Annotated in this window: 16 protein-coding genes and 1 other annotated feature (1 of these 17 only partly in view); of the genes, 1 reads left to right on the top strand and 15 read right to left on the bottom strand. The window is 40.7% G+C overall.

Annotation, left to right across the window (positions count from 1 at the left end; genetic code table 11):
• Window positions 1–23 precede the first annotated feature (23 nt).
• The 12 genes from trxA to zapA all read right to left on the bottom strand — a co-directional run bounded on the left by trxA (window position 24) and on the right by zapA (window position 12,083).
• Entirely contained in the window at window positions 24–365 is a 342-nt protein-coding gene (gene trxA / locus ACQKMR_RS15665) for a thioredoxin (RefSeq protein ID WP_427698124.1), read from the bottom strand.
• A 219-nt stretch (window positions 366–584) separates the two neighbouring features.
• Complete coding sequence (locus tag ACQKMR_RS15660) at window positions 585–1,562, bottom strand: electron transfer flavoprotein subunit alpha/FixB family protein (RefSeq protein WP_427698123.1); 978 nt, start codon at window positions 1,560–1,562, stop codon at window positions 585–587.
• Window positions 1,563–1,633: 71 nt separating this feature from the next.
• Window positions 1,634–2,407: an electron transfer flavoprotein subunit beta/FixA family protein gene (locus tag ACQKMR_RS15655; protein WP_427698122.1), complete on the bottom strand. Its 774-nt coding sequence runs from the start codon at window positions 2,405–2,407 to the stop codon at window positions 1,634–1,636.
• A 142-nt stretch (window positions 2,408–2,549) separates the two neighbouring features.
• The gene (locus tag ACQKMR_RS15650; protein WP_427698149.1) at window positions 2,550–3,323 is read right to left on the bottom strand and encodes an enoyl-CoA hydratase; all 774 of its coding nucleotides are present in this window, start codon (window positions 3,321–3,323) and stop codon (window positions 2,550–2,552) included.
• A gap of 128 nt (window positions 3,324–3,451) precedes the next feature.
• Window positions 3,452–4,039 carry a TetR/AcrR family transcriptional regulator gene (locus ACQKMR_RS15645; protein ID WP_427698121.1) on the bottom strand — a complete coding sequence of 196 codons (588 nt, stop codon included), beginning with the start codon at window positions 4,037–4,039 and terminating at the stop codon, window positions 3,452–3,454.
• A gap of 205 nt (window positions 4,040–4,244) precedes the next feature.
• Entirely contained in the window at window positions 4,245–5,942 is a 1,698-nt protein-coding gene (locus tag ACQKMR_RS15640) for an AMP-binding protein (protein WP_427698120.1), read from the bottom strand.
• A gap of 143 nt (window positions 5,943–6,085) precedes the next feature.
• Window positions 6,086–6,256, bottom strand: a complete 171-nt coding sequence (locus ACQKMR_RS15635; protein WP_427698119.1) for a hypothetical protein — start codon at window positions 6,254–6,256, stop codon at window positions 6,086–6,088.
• 224 nt (window positions 6,257–6,480) lie between these two features.
• Entirely contained in the window at window positions 6,481–6,888 is a 408-nt protein-coding gene (locus ACQKMR_RS15630; RefSeq protein WP_427698118.1) for a DUF350 domain-containing protein, read from the bottom strand.
• 65 nt (window positions 6,889–6,953) lie between these two features.
• Window positions 6,954–9,308: an endonuclease MutS2 gene (locus tag ACQKMR_RS15625; RefSeq protein ID WP_427698117.1), complete on the bottom strand. Its 2,355-nt coding sequence runs from the start codon at window positions 9,306–9,308 to the stop codon at window positions 6,954–6,956.
• Between the two features lie 35 nt (window positions 9,309–9,343).
• Window positions 9,344–11,062: a DNA polymerase/3'-5' exonuclease PolX gene (gene polX / locus ACQKMR_RS15620; protein WP_427698116.1), complete on the bottom strand. Its 1,719-nt coding sequence runs from the start codon at window positions 11,060–11,062 to the stop codon at window positions 9,344–9,346.
• A 228-nt stretch (window positions 11,063–11,290) separates the two neighbouring features.
• Window positions 11,291–11,818, bottom strand: coding sequence for a CvpA family protein (locus tag ACQKMR_RS15615; RefSeq protein ID WP_427698115.1), 528 nt, complete (start codon window positions 11,816–11,818; stop codon window positions 11,291–11,293).
• 4 nt (window positions 11,819–11,822) lie between these two features.
• The gene (gene zapA / locus ACQKMR_RS15610; RefSeq protein WP_427698114.1) at window positions 11,823–12,083 is read right to left on the bottom strand and encodes a cell division protein ZapA; all 261 of its coding nucleotides are present in this window, start codon (window positions 12,081–12,083) and stop codon (window positions 11,823–11,825) included.
• A gap of 172 nt (window positions 12,084–12,255) precedes the next feature.
• On the opposite strand from zapA, the gene rnhC reads away from it, so the two are divergent.
• The gene (gene rnhC, locus ACQKMR_RS15605) at window positions 12,256–13,209 is read left to right on the top strand and encodes a ribonuclease HIII (RefSeq protein ID WP_427698113.1); all 954 of its coding nucleotides are present in this window, start codon (window positions 12,256–12,258) and stop codon (window positions 13,207–13,209) included.
• 35 nt (window positions 13,210–13,244) lie between these two features.
• On the opposite strand, the gene ACQKMR_RS15600 is transcribed toward rnhC, so the two are convergent.
• The 3 genes from ACQKMR_RS15600 to pheS are packed head-to-tail and all read right to left on the bottom strand — an operon-like array spanning window position 13,245 to window position 17,115.
• On the bottom strand, window positions 13,245–13,688 hold the full coding sequence (locus tag ACQKMR_RS15600; protein WP_427698112.1) for an alanine-zipper protein: 444 nt from the start codon (window positions 13,686–13,688) through the stop codon (window positions 13,245–13,247).
• Complete coding sequence (gene pheT / locus ACQKMR_RS15595; protein WP_427698111.1) at window positions 13,633–16,047, bottom strand: phenylalanine--tRNA ligase subunit beta; 2,415 nt, start codon at window positions 16,045–16,047, stop codon at window positions 13,633–13,635. Before pheT ends, ACQKMR_RS15600 begins: the two co-directional genes overlap by 56 nt.
• A gap of 27 nt (window positions 16,048–16,074) precedes the next feature.
• Entirely contained in the window at window positions 16,075–17,115 is a 1,041-nt protein-coding gene (pheS, locus tag ACQKMR_RS15590) for a phenylalanine--tRNA ligase subunit alpha (RefSeq protein ID WP_053347235.1), read from the bottom strand.
• A 59-nt stretch (window positions 17,116–17,174) separates the two neighbouring features.
• Window positions 17,175–17,203 (bottom strand) — a binding site (T-box leader) (it continues 214 nt past the right edge of the window).

Here is a 17,203-nt window from a genome sequence, read left to right as displayed (position 1 = left end):
AGCTTTTTTTAGCTAACTTAATATTAAGCGTGTTTTGCAATAAGTTCAGCAAGTGCTTCTTTAGGTTGGAAACCAACAACTTTATCTACTACTTCACCGTCTTTTAGGACGATTAATGTCGGAATGCTCATTACGCCGAATTTTCCAGCTGTTTCTTGGTTTTCGTCTACATCCACTTTTACGATTTTAGCTGATTCGCCAATTTCAGTATCAAGCTCTTGAAGAACAGGAGCAATCATTTTACAAGGTCCACACCATGGAGCCCAGAAGTCTACAAGAACGACACCCTCGCTAGTATCAGTTGTGAAAGTTTGGTCAGTTGCATTTACAATAGCCATATATTTATCCTCCTCAAATTTACTCAAATAACTAAAGACAGTATAACATTGATACTAGAATCGATGCTAATATTTTGCTTCAGTGGTAGGATGTCCAAAAACAGAGTAAATATACAGGTTTCTTAGCTCTTCCTGATAGCTCAATTATTAATAAAAATTACATGTCAAAAAAAAACAAGGCATTTATCAGCTAACTGTCAAATGCCTTGTTTCTTACCTATTTGTTTCTTCTTTAAATGCTTTCTATTACGCGTTCACTTTTAACTTTTTGAATTCTTCTGTTAGTAGTGGAACAACTTCGAAAAGATCTCCGACAATGCCATAATCAGCTACATTAAAAATGTTAGCTTCTGGATCTTTATTGATGGCAACGATAACTTTAGAGTTGGACATACCAGCTAAATGCTGAATAGCTCCAGAAATTCCGCAGGCAATATATAGGTCCGGAGTAACAACTTTACCCGTTTGACCGATTTGCAAAGAGTAATCGCAATAGTCTGCATCACATGCACCACGAGAAGCACCGACTGCACCGCCAAGAACTTGAGCAAGTTCCTTTAATGGTTCAAAACCGTCTTCACTTTTTACCCCACGTCCGCCGGCAATGATTACTTTTGCTTCAGAAAGGTCAACCCCTTCACTTGCTTTTCTCACAACATCTTTAATAATCGTACGCAAGTCTTTAATATCTACACTTAATGTAGAAACATCACCAGAACGGGACTCATCTTTCGCTAATGGTTCAATATTGTTTGGACGAACAGTCGCGAACACAATTCCAGCTGTGACAATTTTCTTTTCAAATGCTTTACCAGAATAAATCGGGCGAGTGAAAACGATATTTCCGCCTTCTACTTCAATAGAAGTAACATCGGAAATCAATCCTAATTCAAGCTTGCCAGCTAATTTTGGCGCTAGATCTTTTCCTAGTGCAGTATGGCCGAAGAAAATGCCTTCTGGTTTTTCCTGCTCGATGATAGCAAGCAAGCTTTGCGCATAACCATCTGATGTATATTGTTTTAATTGATCGTTCTCAACTGCAACTACCCGGTCTGCACCATACTGGATCAATTCATTCCCAAAACTTTGAACACTGTCACCAACTAAAACACCAACGATTTCTCCGCCATCTGCAGCAAGTTTAGCCGCACCGATTGCTTCAAATGATACATTTCTTAGTGAACCGTCGCGAACTTCGCCCAATACAAGAAACTTTCTAGCCATTTATAAAAACCTCCTGTGCTCTATTTTATCTTTTTGTTGTGTGTAGTATATTTTGAAAAGAACCGCTTGTATTAAATTACTTTTGCTTCACTGCGTAATAATTGAACAAGTTCGCTAACTTGATCGCTAATCTCGCCGTTAAGCACTTTTCCAGCCTCTTTTTTAGCAGGAAGGTAGATTTCAATTGTTTTTGTTTTTGCTTCAACATCTTCTTCTTCCAAATCCAAGTCATCCAATTCTAATTCTTCTAGTGGTTTTTTCTTGGCTTTCATGATTCCTGGCAATGAAGGATAACGTGGTTCGTTTAATCCTTGTTGAGCTGTTACTAGCAATGGAAGAGAAGCTTCGATTGTTTCAGAATCTCCTTCAACGTCACGGATAACGCTTACATTTCCAGCTGCGATGTCCAATTTAGTGATTGTTGTAATGTATGGAATCTCTAAAATCTCAGCAACGCGCGGACCTACTTGTCCAGAACCGCCGTCGATTGCTACGTTTCCAGCAATGATTAAATCAGCATTTTTACTTTTTAAGTATTCACCAATAATTTTGGCAGTCGTGAATTGATCGCCATTTTCTATGTCGTCTTCAATATTAATTAATACGGCTTTGTCAGCACCCATAGCAAGCGCAGTGCGTAATTGCTTTTCAGCTTCTTCAGTTCCAACGGTAATAACCGTAACTTCCCCACCTTGTGCATCACGCACTTGGATTGCTTCTTCTACAGCATACTCATCGTATGGGTTAATGATGAATTCTGCTCCATCCTCATTAATTTTCCCGTTAGAAAGTGTAATTTTTTCTTCTGTATCAAATGTTCTTTTCAGCAGCACATAAATGTTCACGATAATACCTCCCGAATAATTTGAGTTTTGAAGATTATGAATTTTTTAAACATATATTACTGTATTCTTCAGATTTCATCAAAATCCTGCATAATATTTAAAAATAAGTTATTAATTCACTAGTTTTGACATGAAACAACTACTATTTCCCTTTAAATATCGCTTCTCTTTTTTCGATAAAAGCACCAATTCCTTCTTTTGCATCATCAGTATCGAAGGCTTGGCAGAATAGGGCAGCTTCTCTTTCTACACCTTTATAGTAGGAATCATGCTTAGTATAATTTAATAGTTCAATAGCCGACTTTAATGCAAGAGGGCTTTTCTTAGCGATTTTAAAGGCTAATTCCTTCGCTTTCGGAATAAGTTCTTCATCTGTCCAGGCATGATTAGCTAATCCACATTGCACAGCTTGTACTCCTGTAATTGGCTCGCTTGTAAATAGCATTTCTGCAGCTTTTGCCGTACCGACATAACGAGGTAACCGTTGTGTGCCAGCAAATCCAGGAATTAATCCAAGCTGTAGTTCAGGCAAACCTAGTTTTGCTCTTTCCGTTACTAAACGGATGTGACAGGCCATAGCCAGTTCCAATCCCCCGCCAAGCGCTGCTCCGTGAATAGCTGCAATAACCGGTTTTGGAAAAGATTCGATTTTTTCAAATACAGATTGACCATTTTTGGTCAGTTTCTCGAAAGCTTTACCGTTTTCCACTTCTGTAAACTCTTTAATATCTGCTCCAGCAGAGAAAAATCTTCCTTCTCCATGAAGAAGGACAACCCGTACATCCTCGTTCTCCGCAATTTGATCGAAGGCTTGTGACAGCTCTACAATGATTTCCGAAGACAACGCGTTTGCAGGTGCATGATTAATCGTTATAAAAGCAACATGATTTTCAATTGAAAGCTTTAGGTATTCCATATCTTTCCCTCCCGGCATGCTAGTCGAACTTTTTCGATAATTTAATATATGTATACTTTCCCAGAAAACTGAAAGCTGAATTAATCGATTTTTTTCGAGGATGGCTAAGCCACCCTCTTTTAAAATCGTTAACTTTTTAAGCTGCATCCACCTAGTAGAAGGTGGTGAACATCTTTTGCAAGGTCTGAGAGTGAATACTTTTGCTCATTCATCACCCAAGTTGTCACTGTTTCGTCAATCGTTCCAAAAATCATCTGCCTAGCAAGCAAATGATTTAAATCAGGCTGAAATTCGCCGTTCGCTTTTCCTTCTATGATGATCTGGTCAATTAAATGTAAAAATTCTCTTAACACATCATTAATTCTTAGGCGTAATTCTTTATTTGACTGTCTTAATTCCAACTGAGTGACGATTGCTAAATTCACGTCTTCTGAAAGGATTTGAAAATGCTTTTTAATTAGCACATACAGTTTTTCTGAAGCTGAGGTCTTTCCCTTAAGTTCTCCTTCAATCTGTTCTACAAAATAGCCCATCTTTTCTTGAAATAATGATATTAAAATATCTTCTTTATTTTTAAAATAAAGATAAATGGTGCCATCCGCTACGCCTGCTTGCTTGGCGATTTTGGATACTTGTGCTTGATAATAGCCGTTTTGGGCAATAACGATTACGGCTGCATCAATAATTTGATTATACTTTGGTCTGTTGCGTTTCACTGGATGTCCCCTTTCAGAAAATGAATGAATCATCATTCATATTTCTATCATAAAATGGCAACCCTTTACTGTCAAGCAAAAACTTCTAAAGAGTCCTAACATTCTACTATGTTTATTGTACAGCTCAAATCTTTAGGTTGTCCAGTTATTCTGTAAAAACACGGAGCTAAAATGAACCACTGCTCCGTAAGAAGGTTGGGCTTCTTTACGCTTCTTTTCTTTCTTCTGATATTTTTTTCTTTTCTTCATCAATAAGAACTCTGCGTAATATCTTTCCAATCGTGGTTTTCGGAAGTTCCTCTCTAAATTCATAGCTGCGAGGTACCTTATAGGAAGCTAGACTCTTTCTCGCAAACTTATTCAATTCTTCTTCTGTCACACTTGCATCTTTTTTCAGAACGACATAGGCTTTGACCGTCTCACCGCGATATGGATCTGGGATTCCTGCCACGACTACCTCCTGAATGGCCTCATGCTCATATAGTACTTCTTCGACCTCACGAGGGTAAATATTGAAGCCGCCTGCAATGATTGTATCTTTTTTTCTTTCGACTACATAAAAGAAACCTTGCTCATCCATGTAACCTAAATCGCCTGTTAGCAGCCAGCCATTTTTAAATGTGTTTTCAGTTTCTTCCGGACGATTCCAGTATCCCTGCATTACCTGCGGCCCTTTTATTGCAATCTCACCAATTTCATTTGGCGGAAGCTCCTCGCCACTTTCAAGTGACAGAATTACTGAGTCCGTATCCGGCCATGGCAATCCAATGCTTCCTTTAACCCGAGGCTGATCCCAAATAAAGTTGGCATGGGTAACCGGAGATGTTTCCGTTAGACCGAAGCCCTCAACTAGCTTTCCGCCCGTAATTTTCTCAAACTGCTCTTGAATCTCTAGTGGAAGTGGTGCAGAACCGCTTATACAAGCATTGATGGAAGATAGATCATACTTTGCAATATCCGGATGGTTCAAGAGACCGATATACATCGTTGGTGCACCTGGAAACATTGTAGGTTTCTGCTTTTGAATTGTTTTCAGCGTCGCTTCAACATCGAACTTTGGCATAATGATCATCGTGTTCCCTTCCATAACGGAAAGAACCAATACAGTCGTCATACCGTACACATGGAAAAATGGAAGAATAGCTAGAATCCGTTCTTCACCACGTTTATTTTTATAAAGCCACGCATTACACATTTTCGTATTTGCAAGCAAGTTCTTATGGGTGAGCATAACCCCTTTAGGAAAACCAGTTGTTCCTCCAGTATACTGCAAAAGGGCCAGATCATTCTGCACATCAATAGGCTCAGCGACTTCTTCCGGTATTTTTCTTTTCATGATTTCAGTAAATAGATGATGATTACCCGAATGCTCCACATTGATGACAATACCGTATTCCTTTTTTTGAATAAAGGGATAGATAAGATTTTTCGGGAAAGGCAAGTATTCTTTGATGGCGGTTATTATGATGTGTTCTACTTCTGTTCTTGGGGCAACCGCAGTGACACGGGGGAATAAAATATCCATCGCTACGATTATTTTCGCTCCGGAGTCTTTCAATTGATACTCGAGTTCGCGTTCCGTATAGGTTGGATTAGTTTGAACTATGACACCACCAGCCATTAATATTCCAAAAAAGCTAATGACACCTTGCGGACAGTTAGGAAGCATGACGGCAACGCGTTCTCCCTTTTGAAGACCGATACCTTTTAAATAGGCTGCGAACTTTAAAGCTGATACGTACACTTCTTTGAAGGTTAATTCCTTTCCCTGGAAATGAATCGACACCTTATCAGGAAATTCATCAGCAGACTCTTTCAAAAATGAATAAAGAGGTTTATCTTCATACGACAAAACAGCTGGTATTTGTTCGGGATAAATAGCTTGCCACGGCTTATTGCTCATTTGCCCCCTCCTTCTGAATATTCTCAATACTCTTTTTCATTATAATACAACCGGGATTTTCTTACAATTGCTGAAATTTTGAAAAAGTGAGCATAAAGGCTGATAATCAGTAGTAGAGCAGTGAATTCTTGAATCTTTTAGAGTTATAAACTCCTATTTTGCTTTAGCCTTTGGCTTTTTTGACATTTACTTTGCAAACCTTCATGTGAGAGGCAAATCTTAATATCCATCCATCGTAAATTTTTGCTTGCAGTGCCGGTAAAGCGTTTCATTGATAGTTCTTCAATCTTTTGTAACAGTTTAGACTGATCCACTTTCCCTCCTCCTTCTCTTCCAAAAAGTCTATTTAACCAAAAATTAATAATATTTATTACACTTCAAACTTTTTAATAGAGCACAAATAAAAGAAGCGACCAAAGGCCGCTCCTATCAGGTGAAGAATATCATATAAATGATTCCAAACAGAAAAAAAATTCCGCAACAAACGATTAAGATTTTTGCAAGTTTCTCCACAGCTTTCTCCCTCTCATGCAGAGCGTTAAGAAATTCCAGCGCCGATGACAAAAGATAAAGAAATTGAAATGATCATCGATAGGAATCCAACTGCCCGATTATCTTTTTGTATCTCTTCATCTATTTTAAATTTAGGCGTCATAAATTCAAAAATAAAATAACCGATTAGCAGCAGGACAAATCCGTATACGCCCCAGCCAATCATTGTAAGTATCGAGTTCTGATGGAGAATAGATTGTTGAAATACATAGGCAATCCCAAAAATCTTACCGCCTGTGGCCAACGCGACAGAAAGATTTCCTTGTTTGATTTCCTCCCAATTTTTGTACTTTGTGACAAGTTCAAAAATGGCTAAAAAAACAATAATGCACAAAATAACAACACTGTAACGAGCAGCTATATATACATATTCATTTTCCCACATGTTCTCCATGGTACAACTCCCGAATGGTAACTGACCATCCGGCTTGGCAGAATAGCCGGAATGATCACTTTCCTTTATTTAAATTCTACCACCGTAACACCTGTTCCACCTTCTGCAGCCTCGCCGAACCGAATTCGTTTGACAGAGCGGTGATGTTTCAAGTATTCCTGAACACCAGACCGGAGAGCCCCCGTTCCTTTACCGTGAATGATAGATACATTCGAATATCCGGCAAGCAGAGCATCATCAACATATTTCTCCACTCTGGACAATGCATTTTCGAAACGTTCCCCACGCAGGTCAAGCTCTAGGCTAACGTGATAATCTCTTCCTTTTATCGTGGTAAGAGGTTTCGTTTCTTTTACTTTTGTAGTCTTAATGAATTCTAAGTCAGATTCTTTTACCTTCATTTTCATGATTCCGATTTGAACCTGCCATTCATTACTTGAAGCTTTTTCAATTAGATGACCTTTTTGTCCAAAGCTAACAACCTTAACTTCATCTCCAGGTTTTAAGCTTTTATCCAACGGTTTAGCCACTTTATTTGTTGATTTTTTTATTTTAGGTGCTGCTTCTTCAAGTCGCTTTTTCGCGTCGATTAATTCATGCTCTTTAACATCAGCATGCTTTTCAAGACGCAGTTTACGTAAATCAGCAATTATTGCTTCCGCTTCTTTTTTTGCATTCTCCACAATGGCAGCTGCTTCTTTTGCTGCCTTTTCGACCATCGCATCCCGTTCTTCATGGTATTCACCAATTTGCTTTTGAAGGTCTTTATGAAGAATTTCCGCCTGTTTCAGGTGATCTGCGGCTTCTAGTTCCTCTTCTTCGGCCTTCTTACGGCTATCTTCAAGGGACGCTATCATATTCTCAACTTTATTCGTATCCTCACCGATATGGCTGCGGGCGTGGCTAATAACGCTCTCTTCCAAGCCAAGACGCTTGGAAATTTCAAACGCATTACTCCGCCCCGGTACACCAATCAACAGTTTATACGTTGGACTCAAGGTTTCTACATTAAATTCAACGCTTGCATTAATGACGCCCTCCCTGTCATATCCATACGCTTTCAATTCTGGATAATGGGTCGTTGCAATCACACGTGCACCGCGCTTATAAACTTCATCCAAAATCGAAATGGCTAATGCGGCACCTTCCTGAGGGTCAGTTCCCGCTCCAAGCTCATCGAATAAAACAAGGCTATCATAATCGACATTCTTTAGGATATCGACAATATTGACCATATGAGAAGAGAATGTACTTAGGCTTTGTTCAATCGACTGTTCATCGCCAATATCGGCATAAACAGAGGAAAACACAGCCGTTTCAGAACCATCTAGCGCAGGGATTTGCAGTCCGGACTGGGCCATTAACGTACAAAGGCCAATCGTTTTAAGGGTAACGGTTTTACCCCCTGTATTGGGACCAGTGATGACGATTGTCGTAAATTCATCACCAAGGAAAATGTCATTGGCCACGACAATATCACTCGGAATGAGCGGATGTTTCGCTTTGAATAATTTCACGCGTCCTTCATTATTTAGAATAGGTTTAGACCCTTTTATCGCTTTTGCGTACTTTGCCTTGGCGACAAGGAAATCGACTTGTGCGAGCACCTTAACATTGTGAAGCAATTCCGGGGTGAACTCACCGACTTTTTCCGATAACTCGACTAAAATCCGTTCTATTTCCTGTGTTTCCTTCACTCGTGTTTCCTGCAGTACATTATTCAATTGAACGATTGCCTGTGGTTCAATAAACAACGTTTGTCCTGATGAAGATTGATCATGAATGATTCCACCATACACACTTCGATATTCCTGTTTTACTGGGATAACAAAGCGGTCATTGCGGATTGTGATAATGGCGTCTGACAACATTTTCGACGCATTGGAGGAACGAATCATACTTTCGAGTTTTTCTCGGACACGGCTTTCGTTCGTACGAATCTGGTTACGAAGGGTACGCAACTTATCACTTGCAGAATCCATTACTTCGCCGTGCTCACTAATAGCATAAGTAATTTCCTGCTGCAATTCAATCAACGGATGAAGTGAATCAATATATTCTGCTAAAAGAGGAACTTCGATTTCCTGCTCCGCGATTTCATCGAAGAAACGACTCAGAATCCTGCCGGCACGAATCGTACTCGCAAGCTCCATCAATTCCATCGGTGAAAGCATACCGCCAATCTGAGCCCGTTTTGCATGTGGACGGATATCAAAAATTCCGCCCAAAGGCAAATTGCCTTTTAAACGAACAATTTTGGCCGACTCATCGGTTTCTTCCTGCCACCTCGATACTTCCTCAAAGTTAGTGGAAGGCATCAATTGCTGTGCTTTCTCCTTACCTATAGAAGAGGATGCATGTGAGACTAATTGTTCTTTAATTTTATGAAATTCCAATGTCTTTAAAGCTTTATTATGCATGGAGTTAAAGCTCCTCCTTATTTGTGGGCAAATAGTTAGTCATTTCTCTTTAAAAACGTTAATAATCCGTCGGTATCCTTTGCATTAAGGACAGTAGATTTTCTAATCCAGCCTTTTTTAGCCGAAGAAACCCCGACAGGCATATGTTCAAGCATGTCAATGCTATGAGCATCGGTATTAATTACAATCGGAACGCCTGCTTCCTGTGCCTTCCGTAAATGAGGCGGAGCCAAATCTAATCGATTCGGGTTAGCATTCAATTCCAGTGCTGTATTCGTTTCGAGCGCTAGTTCAATAAGCATATCCATATCAACATCATAACCAGTACGTTTGCCGATAATTCTTCCAGTTGGATGGGCGATGATATCAACATGCGGGTTATTTAACGCAGTTTTTAAGCGCTCCATGATCGTATCACGAGGCTGGGAAAAACTTGAGTGGATTGAGGCGATAACCAAATCCATCTCCGCCAGCAACTCATCGTCATAATCAAGTGTTCCATCAGGAAGAATATCCATTTCAATCCCTGAAAGCACGGTAAAATCATCATATTTTTCATTCAGGTCATGAATGATTTGTTTTTGCTCACGTAAGCGTTCCACGGTCAGACCGTTAGCCACTTTCAAATATTGTGAATGGTCAGTGATGGCCATGTATTTATAACCTTTGGCCCGGCACGCTTCAATCATTTCTTCAATCGAATAGGCCCCATCACTCCACGTGGTATGCATATGCAGATCACCTTGAATATCTTCTACCGAAATAAGTGGTTCAGCTGCATCATATTGCTCCACTTCCGTTCCATCTTCACGTAATTCTGGAGGAATAAACGGAAGTCCAAAATGATTATAAAAGAGTTCTTCCGTTTCAAAACTCAATACTTCACCAGTCTCAGCCACTTCTACTCCATACTCACTGATTTTTTCACCGCGATCTTTAGCCAGTTGGCGCATCCGAACATTGTGATCTTTTGAACCGGTAAAATGATGGAGGGTCGTGATAAATTCCTTATCCTTCACGATTCGGAAATCAACAGATATATCATATTCATAATCAAGTACAACTGACACCTTTGTATCGCCGGCTGCAATCACCTGTTTTATGCCCGATAATGAAAGAAGCTGATCCTTCACAGCTTCGGGGTGATCAGTCGAAATAATAAAATCGAGATCTTTAATCGTTTCCCTCATACGACGGATGCTGCCAGCTCTTGATGAACGGATGATATGCTCCATGTTGGTAATAGCAACTTCAATATCATCCGCAATCGGTCTCATGAAGGCAAGCGGAAGCCGATCAGGCCTTGAACCAGCCTCAGCAATCGCAGACAAAATCTTCTCTTCCGTTTTTTTACCGAAACCGGCAAGTGCCGCGACCTTGCCTTCTTCACAAGCAAGTTTCAGGTCATTCACATCATTGATATGAAGCTCTTTATGCAGCTTGGCAATTTTCTTCCCTCCCAACCCTTGAAGTTGTAAGAGTGGAATCAATCCTTTTGGCACCTGCTCCTGAAGCTCTTCAAGAACAGTCGACTTTCCTTCATTGATATACTCTTCAATGACGGCAGCTGTTCCTTTCCCGATTCCACTTAAAGTAGTAAAATCTTCGATTGCCGTCAAACTCCGATCATCCGTTTCTAAGGCTCCTGCCGCCTTGCGGAAAGCTGAAACCTTAAACGGATTCTCTCCTTTTAACTCCATATATATTGCAATTTTTTCTAGTAATTTAATGATATCTTTTTTATTTACTGTCATTTTTTTCACCGCCGAAAAAATTAGTAGGGTGTCCCTTATTTACTTTCTTAAAGATACCTTTCTTGGAGGTAAAGTACAAGCAGTCCGATTTCTTACTATACGAATCAACATGAGAGAAGTTTCAATCGTTCTCCATACAAAGGGGCCTCACCCTTTCAAAGTATAGGAATCTAGGACTTTGAGAAAGGTAGATAGGCCCTCGTTTACTGTCATAAAGATTATTTCATTTTAAAACCAAAGATTTTTAATTTGTTCGGAAAGAAACGGCGTATGTTTCACTATGGATTCTGCCAGAAAAGAGCTGGTTAATGGGTCCTGGATGGAATCCATTGGTAGCAAGGCCGCTATATATAATATAATAAACATGATAAGATAGACTTCGACAAATCCTAATATCCCGCCACCCCAGCGATTTAGCTGTTTTAAAATCGGCAGATGGGTAATGAAATTGAGCATTGATCCAATCATTTGCCAGAGAATTTTGGTAGCGAAGAAAATGATTGCAAAGGCTATAGCGTTGTAAAAGGCTGTTTCAAGCCCGACTGTCTCGAAAAACATATTAATGGTCGAAGTATCACCCATCGTCGGGAACGGGATCCACAATTTCAAATTGGGAGCAAGATCACCGTAGAACACATAAGCGACAATGAAAGCTACTATAAATCCTGTCATATGAACAGTTTGTAAAATAAAGCCACGCTTTAAACCGATTAATAAACCGATTAAAAGAATGGCCAAAATTGCTAAATCAAGCATGTACTCAGTCCTTCTCTCTCTTTAATTCCAGTTGAAGCTGGTCTAGTTCATCTTTTAATTTAATATATTCGTGGACGGTATTCACGGCCGTTAGTACCGCAAGCTTACTCGTATCCAAATATGGGTTTTTCATACTAATTTCTCTCATTTTCTCGTCAACCATCGAAGCAACCTGGCGCATATGGCTCGCGCTTTCTGTACCGACGATTGTATATGGTTGTCCGTATATATCAACTGTTGTTTTATTTCGTTTATCGTCTGACAAAATGATGCCCCCAATCTAAACAATCCTAATTCTATCATATCATGAAGTTTTTCGTCATGAAAGAGAGTACAGCGTCATTTCTTGCATAAAATTGCAATAATTTGTCAAACGAAATCGACCTTAGGTTGAGGACGCACTAAAAAAATAAAATTGAGTTAGGAGTTTACTAATCATGTCTCATGTTGTTTTACTTATCAGTCCTTCACAAATAACGGAAATGAAATCTCATTATTCCTCTTCCTTAGCCGCAAAACTGCCACCAGGAAGTATCTTTTTAGCTAAGCCACCCCTATGTACGGTGACCGCCTATAAATCCGGAAAGGTCCTTTTTCAAGGAAAGAATGCTGAAACAGAAGCGGAAAAGTGGCAGAAAGGTGCTGCTGCTCCAAAGAAAAAAGCATCCTCTTCCGCATCAGTCAATGTCCATCGTTATTCACCGCCTGCCCATATTGGCACCATGTCTGTGATTGGTTCGGATGAAGTCGGAACAGGAGACTATTTCGGACCCATGACCGTCGTTGCTGTCTATGCAAAAAAAGAACAGCTGCCTCTATTGAAAGAACTGGGTGTCCAGGATTCTAAAAATCTGAAAGACCCACAGATTATCGAAATTGCCAAACAGATTAAAGATGTAGTGCCATTCAGTCTGCTTACTTGTGATAATCCGAAATATAATACACTTCAAGCAAAGGGGATGTCACAAGGAAAAATGAAGGCCATCCTTCATAACCAGGCCATAAAGAATCTCATGCAAAAAATCGAGCCAGAACAAGCAGAAGCCGTCCTAATCGACCAATTCGCTCAACCTGATGTATTTTTCAACTACTTGAAAGGCCAAGAACTATTTCAGGCAAACGCCACCTATTTGTGCACCAAAGCGGAAGGCATTCACCTTGGGGTAGCTGCCGCTTCCATCCTGGCACGCTATGCATTCGTAAAACGCTTTGATTTACTGAGTGAAAAAGCCGGTTTCAAAATCCCTAAAGGTGCCGGCTTTGCTGTCGATGAAGCGGCTGCACGATTGATTCACGAAAAAGGAATCGACTCTTTAAATGAATTTACGAAAACCCACTTTGCCAATACAGAAAAAGCGAAGCGACTATATCAACAGAAATATCATAAATAAGGAAAGCGGCTGTTCTTTATGTTATGGAATGATGGCTAGGCCAACTCTCGTATTTTTCTTTGCTTTACTCGTGAATTCGCTCCGTTTACTCGTGAATTCACCCTGTTTACTCGTGAGTTCGCTCTGTTTACTCGTGAATTCGCTCTGTTTACTCGTGAATTCGCTCTGTTTACTCGTGAATTCGCTCTGTTTACTCGTGAATTCGCCCTGTTTACTCGTGAATTCGCTCTGTTTACTCGTGAATTCACCCTGTTTACTCGTGAATTCGCTCTGTTTACTCGTGAATTCACCCTGTTTACTCGTGAGTTCGCCCTGTTTACTCGTGAATTCGCTCTGTTTACTCGTGAGTTCACCCTGTTTACTCGTGAGTTCTGATTATAAAAAGACAGCTTCCCAAAATTCAGGAGGCTGTCTTTTTTTAAATTATCCTCGTAGTTCTGCGCCAGCTTTTTCTTTAACGGCCGCAAGTACTTTATCATGTGCTTTTGTAATATCCTCGTCCGTTAATGTGCGTTCCGGATCGAAGTATTTCAGTGAGTATGCGATGGATTTCTTACCTTGCTCCATTCTTTCGCCTTCATATAAATCGAAGATGCCTACTTCTTTCAGCAGCTTTCCACCGGCTTCTATAATAATGCTTTGAATGTCCCCAGCTTTTGTTGCTTTATCAACAACAAGCGCGATATCGCGTGTGGTCGATGGGTAGCGCGGAATGGTTTCATAGGCAATCGGCGCCACTTCCGCTTCAGCTAATGCTTTTAAGGATAGTTCAAAAATGTACGTTTCTTTAATATCCAAGTCTTTTTGAACAGTTGGGTGCACCTGTCCGATGAAGCCAATCACTTCACCATTCAACAGTACCTCTGCAGTCCGTCCTGGATGCATATCATTAATTTCCGCTTGGCGATAACTGATTTGACCAGCTAATCCTAGTGTATCGAATAACGCTTCAATCACGCCTTTTGCTACATAGAAATCCACTGGTTTCTTTTCGTCTTGCCATAAGTGGGATTCCCATAGGCCTGTGATAGCTCCAGCAATATGTTCTTTCTCTTCAGGAAGCTCTTGTCCGTCCTGCTTAAAGAATACCGAACCGATTTCATATAAGGCAAGTGAATCAAGTTGGCGAGCATTATTGTATTTCACGACTTCTAATAATTGTGGCACGATACTCAAGCGCAGTTGGCTCCGTTCCTCACTCATTGGCATTGCCAAACGAATGGATTCACGAGTTTCCAACGCGAATTGGGCCGCTTTTTCCTGGCTCGTCAGTGAATAGGTTATCGCTTGGTAAAGGCCTGCTCCTTCAAGGGTACGACGAGCTTTCCGACGTTTGATCTGATAGTCTGTCAATTGACCTGGAGTTGCCGAACCGATTGGCAACGTTGCGGGAATGTTGTCATACCCATATAAACGTGCCGCTTCTTCAACTAAATCTGCTTCAATCGTAATATCACCTCGGCGGGTCGGCACTGTGATTGTGAACGTTTCATTGTCAAGCTCTACTCCAAATTGCAGACGTTTGAAGATCGACTGTACTTCAGATACCGTCATGCTCGTACCAAGAAGTTTGTTGATTTTTTCAAGTGTGATACTTATAACAGCAGGTTCCATTGTTAATTCGTCAACTTCTGCTGTTCCTTGAAGAACTGTTCCGCCTGCATACTGTGCAATTAATTGCGCCGCACGCTCTCCAGCTTCACGTACGCGGGCTGGATCGACTCCTTTTTCAAAACGAGCACTTGCTTCACTGCGTAAACCGTGGTCTTTAGAAGCTTTACGAACAACCGTCCCAGCAAAATATGCACTTTCAATAATAATATTCGTTGTATCATTTTTCACTTCGGAATTAGCTCCGCCCATCACACCAGCAATCGCAACCGGCTCGTTGCCATTAGTTATTACTAAATGTTCAGGTGTCAAAGTACGTTCCGCTTCATCCAATGTGACGACTTTTTCTGTACCCTTCGCTCTGCGAATGACAATTTCTTTTGAACCAAAACGATCATAATCAAATGCATGTAGTGGTTGACCGTATTCAAGCAAAATGTAGTTCGTAATATCAACTACGTTATTATGCGGACGAATACCTGCAGACATAAGACGAGTCTGCATCCAAAGCGGTGACGGACCGACTTTTACATCTCTGATGATTTTAGCGATGTATAATGGGTTATCTTCTTTCGCTTCCACTTTGACACTAATATAGTCTGATGCTTTTTCAGTTGCTTCTTCTTTCTCGATAACCGGCCATTTTACTTCCCGACCAAGAATAGCCCCTACTTCGTAGGCAACACCAAGCATGCTCAAAGCGTCAGAGCGATTTGGAGTTAAGCCAAGCTCTAGTACTTCATCACTTAAACCAAGCTCTTCTAATGCATCTTTGCCTACTTCTACATCATTTGGAAACACGAAGATTCCTGTTGCATAGTCTTTAGACACAAGCTTGGATTCAAAACCCAATTCTTGAAGCGAACAAATCATACCGTGCGATTCTTCTCCTCGGAGCTTTGCTTTCTTAATTTTGAAGTTGCCCGGAAGCACAGCACCGACAGTAGCCACCGCGACTTTTTGACCTTTATCGACATTCGGTGCACCACAGATGATTTGAACGGGATTTTCTGCCCCGATATCGACTAGACATTTATTCAATTTATCGGCATTTGGATGCTGTTCACGTTCAAGTACATGTCCGATAACAACTCCTTTAAGCCCTTCACTTTTCTTTTCTACCCCTTCAACCTCAATACCGCTTTTCGTGATTTTGTCAGCAAGCGCTGTTGCATTGATGCCGGAAAGGTCTACATAATCTTGTAACCATTTATATGACACAAACATGGTAGGTCCTCCTTTTTAAAATAAAATTTATGCTTCGTGATGATGGAATTGTTTTAAGAAACGAACATCATTTGTATAGAAGTGGCGGATATCATCTACGCCGTATTTCAACATTGCGATCCGTTCCACACCGATTCCAAAAGCGAATCCCGAGTATTTTTTCGAATCGAATCCAGCCATTTCAAGTACGTTCGGGTGGACAATCCCGCCGCCCAGCACTTCAATCCAGCCTGTTTGTTTACAGACGCTACAGCCTTTTCCACCGCAGATTTTACAAGAAATATCAACTTCAACAGATGGTTCTGTAAATGGGAAGAAACTTGGACGAAGACGGATTTCACGGTCTTGACCAAATACTTTTTTCGCAAACACGTCAAGCGTGCCTTTCAGGTCGCTCATGCTGATGTTTTCATCGATGACCAAGCCTTCAATTTGTTGGAATTGATGGGAGTGTGTCGCGTCATCATTATCACGGCGATATACTTTACCAGGGCAAATAATTTTAACAGGGCCTTGGCCTTTGTGTTTTTCCATCGTTCTAGCTTGTACCGGTGAAGTGTGCGTACGCATTAGGATTTCATCTGTGATGTAGAAAGAGTCCTGCATATCACGTGCCGGATGGCTTTTCGGCAGGTTCAATGCCTCAAAATTGTAGTAGTCGCTTTCGACTTCTGGACCTTCTGCGACTGTGTAACCCATACCGATGAATAAATCTTCAATTTCTTCCACAACACGTGTTAATGGGTGAAGATTCCCCTTGTTAACCGGACGTCCTGGAAGTGTAACGTCAATGGTTTCTGTTGCTAGCTTTGCATTGACAGCAGCAGTTTCAAGAGCTTTTTGTTTCTCCTCAATTTTTGAAGCGATTGCTTCACGAACATCATTAGCAAGTGCACCGATTTTCGGCCGTTCCTCCGCTGACAATTTACCCATGCCACGCAATACCTCAGTGATAGGCCCTTTTTTCCCTAAATAAGAAACACGGACTTCATTCAGTTCCTTTAGTTCGGAAGCTGCGGCAACTTTTTGCAACGCTTCTTCCTGCAGTTCTAGTAAACGTTCCTGCATCATGTCTTCCTCCTTTATTTTCCTTTTTTAAAAATAAACACAAAAAAACCCCAATCCCAGAAAGGGACGAGGTTTATGTATCGCGGTA

Origin of the sequence: Peribacillus sp. NPDC096540 (genome assembly GCF_050278525.1) — a bacterium.
Classification (GTDB): domain Bacteria; phylum Bacillota; class Bacilli; order Bacillales; family DSM-1321; genus Peribacillus.
The sequence above is the reverse complement of the archived record's forward strand: the minus strand, read 5'-3'. Positions and strand labels throughout refer to the sequence as shown.

What these genes read in the sequence shown, in the direction of transcription:
- ACQKMR_RS15660 (WP_427698123.1), bottom strand. Translation starts at nt 1,562, where the DNA reads ATGGCTAGAAAGTTTCTTGTATTGGGCGAAGTTCGCGACGGTTCACTA.
- ACQKMR_RS15650 (WP_427698149.1), bottom strand. Translation starts at nt 3,323, where the DNA reads ATGGAATACCTAAAGCTTTCAATTGAAAATCATGTTGCTTTTATAACG.
- ACQKMR_RS15640 (WP_427698120.1), bottom strand. Translation starts at nt 5,942, where the DNA reads ATGAGCAATAAGCCGTGGCAAGCTATTTATCCCGAACAAATACCAGCT.
- ACQKMR_RS15630 (WP_427698118.1), bottom strand. Translation starts at nt 6,888, where the DNA reads ATGGAGAACATGTGGGAAAATGAATATGTATATATAGCTGCTCGTTAC.
- ACQKMR_RS15625 (WP_427698117.1), bottom strand. Translation starts at nt 9,308, where the DNA reads ATGCATAATAAAGCTTTAAAGACATTGGAATTTCATAAAATTAAAGAA.
- polX (WP_427698116.1), bottom strand. Translation starts at nt 11,062, where the DNA reads ATGACAGTAAATAAAAAAGATATCATTAAATTACTAGAAAAAATTGCA.
- ACQKMR_RS15615 (WP_427698115.1), bottom strand. Translation starts at nt 11,818, where the DNA reads ATGCTTGATTTAGCAATTTTGGCCATTCTTTTAATCGGTTTATTAATC.
- rnhC (WP_427698113.1), top strand. Translation starts at nt 12,256, where the DNA reads ATGTCTCATGTTGTTTTACTTATCAGTCCTTCACAAATAACGGAAATG.
- ACQKMR_RS15600 (WP_427698112.1), bottom strand. Translation starts at nt 13,688, where the DNA reads ATGATAAAGTACTTGCGGCCGTTAAAGAAAAAGCTGGCGCAGAACTAC.
- pheT (WP_427698111.1), bottom strand. Translation starts at nt 16,047, where the DNA reads ATGTTTGTGTCATATAAATGGTTACAAGATTATGTAGACCTTTCCGGC.
- pheS (WP_053347235.1), bottom strand. Translation starts at nt 17,115, where the DNA reads ATGCAGGAACGTTTACTAGAACTGCAGGAAGAAGCGTTGCAAAAAGTT.